This is a genomic window from Mycobacterium parascrofulaceum ATCC BAA-614, from assembly GCF_000164135.1.
Taxonomy (GTDB): domain Bacteria; phylum Actinomycetota; class Actinomycetes; order Mycobacteriales; family Mycobacteriaceae; genus Mycobacterium; species Mycobacterium parascrofulaceum.
In genome coordinates, this window is sequence record NZ_GG770556.1 from 1 (window position 1) to 1641 (window position 1641).

1 protein-coding gene is annotated in these 1641 nt (G+C 68.9%); it reads left to right on the forward strand.

Going from position 1 to position 1641, the window contains the following annotated elements; translation table 11 throughout:
* Positions 1-1641 (forward strand): ATP-dependent DNA helicase (locus HMPREF0591_RS19970; protein WP_040623515.1); only part of this gene is annotated, 1641 nt, incomplete at both ends.

Sequence of the window (1641 nt, forward strand, 5' to 3'; positions counted from 1 at the left end):
CGTCGTCGACGGCGAACCGAGCGCCCAACAGTTGGCCGTCGCGCAAAAAGCCACCCGTCCGTCCAAACCTGAATCCAAGCCATGGGCCGAACTCAAAGAGGAATGGCGCGCCGATGCGCGCGGTCTGGAATTGGACCGCGCCGCGCACGCCGACGCGCGCATCGCGCGCCGGGCCGCGCCGCGCACCCTGACTGACCGCGCGCGGTTGGCGCGCATGGTGGGCGGTATCGACAAGAGCGCGTTCACCCGCGCAGACCTGGTGGAACTCGTCGGCGCGCTGCTGCCCGTCGACGCGCCCGATGACCCGCGCACCGTGATCGAGAAGATCGTCGACACCGTGGCCGTGCGCGTCAGCGCGCCCCGGGAGGCGCAACACCGCGAAGGACACGAGCTGTACACGGTGGACGCGGTGATCGCCGAAGAAGAACGCATCTTCGCCATGGTCGACGACCAGGATCCGCGCACCCGCCTCGATGTGCGCACCCTAGACCTCGGTGACCTGTCGGTCGACCAAGCGCGCGCCATCGCCAACATCGCGCACTCCCCCTATCTGGTGCAGCCCCTGCAGGCCCCGGCCGGCGCGGGCAAAACGCACTCGCTCAAAGCGCTGCGCGGCGCCGCGCACCGCGCACACAAAGAGGTCCTCGTGCTCGCGCCCACCGGGAAAGCGGTCGACGAGGCGATGCGCGACGGCGCCGGCGACCGCGGACTGACGGTGGCCAAAGCGCTCAAGCTGATCGAAGACAACCAACTCGACGTCGGCCGGCGCACCGTGATCGTGGTCGATGAAGCCTCCATGCTCGGCACCCCCGAACTGCACAAGCTGCTCGCGTGCGCGGTCATGGGCCGCGCCAAAATGGTCCTCGTCGGCGACGCCTACCAACTGTCGCCGGTCAAAGCGCGCGGCGGCATGTTCGAGAACCTGTGCGACGAGTTGCCCTGGTCGCAGCGCCTCGGCGAAGTATGGCGCATGCGCGATCCCGCAGAACGCGATATGTCGTTGGCGCTGCGCTCCGCGCACGGCAATCGGCTGCGCAAAGCCGTCGGCTGGTACCGCAACCACGGGCGGCTGCACTGCGGTGACCCCATCGCCATGGCCGAGGACGCCACCAACGCCTACCTGCAGGCCCGCGCCGACGGCAAAGACGCCGCCATCATCTGCGACCGCTGGGAAATCGCGGACTCCATCAACCGCAAACTGCACGGGGCGCTGACCGCCGCAGACCCACCCGGTAGCACACCTGAAGTCTCGACACTGCTGACCGCCACCGTGCGGGTCGCACGTGACCAAGACGTGCGCGCCGGCGACGTCATCATCAGCCGCAACAACGACGCCAGCCTGACCGTGGAACCCGGCGCCAACCACACCCCCGGCAGGCAGGTCGACCAGGTCCGCAACGGCAACCGCTGGCGCGTCGTGGGCGTCGATGCCGAGCGCGGCCGCCTAGCCGCCGAACGGCTCACCGACCAAGCCCGAGCCATCTTCGAAGGTGACTATCTGCGCGAGCACATCACCCTGGGTTATGCCACCACCCTGCACGCCGCCCAAGGCATCACCGTCGGCAACGCCACGACCCCTGGGGCCTGCTTCACCGTGCTCAGCGACAAAGCCTCGCGCGCCATGGCCTACGTCGGCATGAC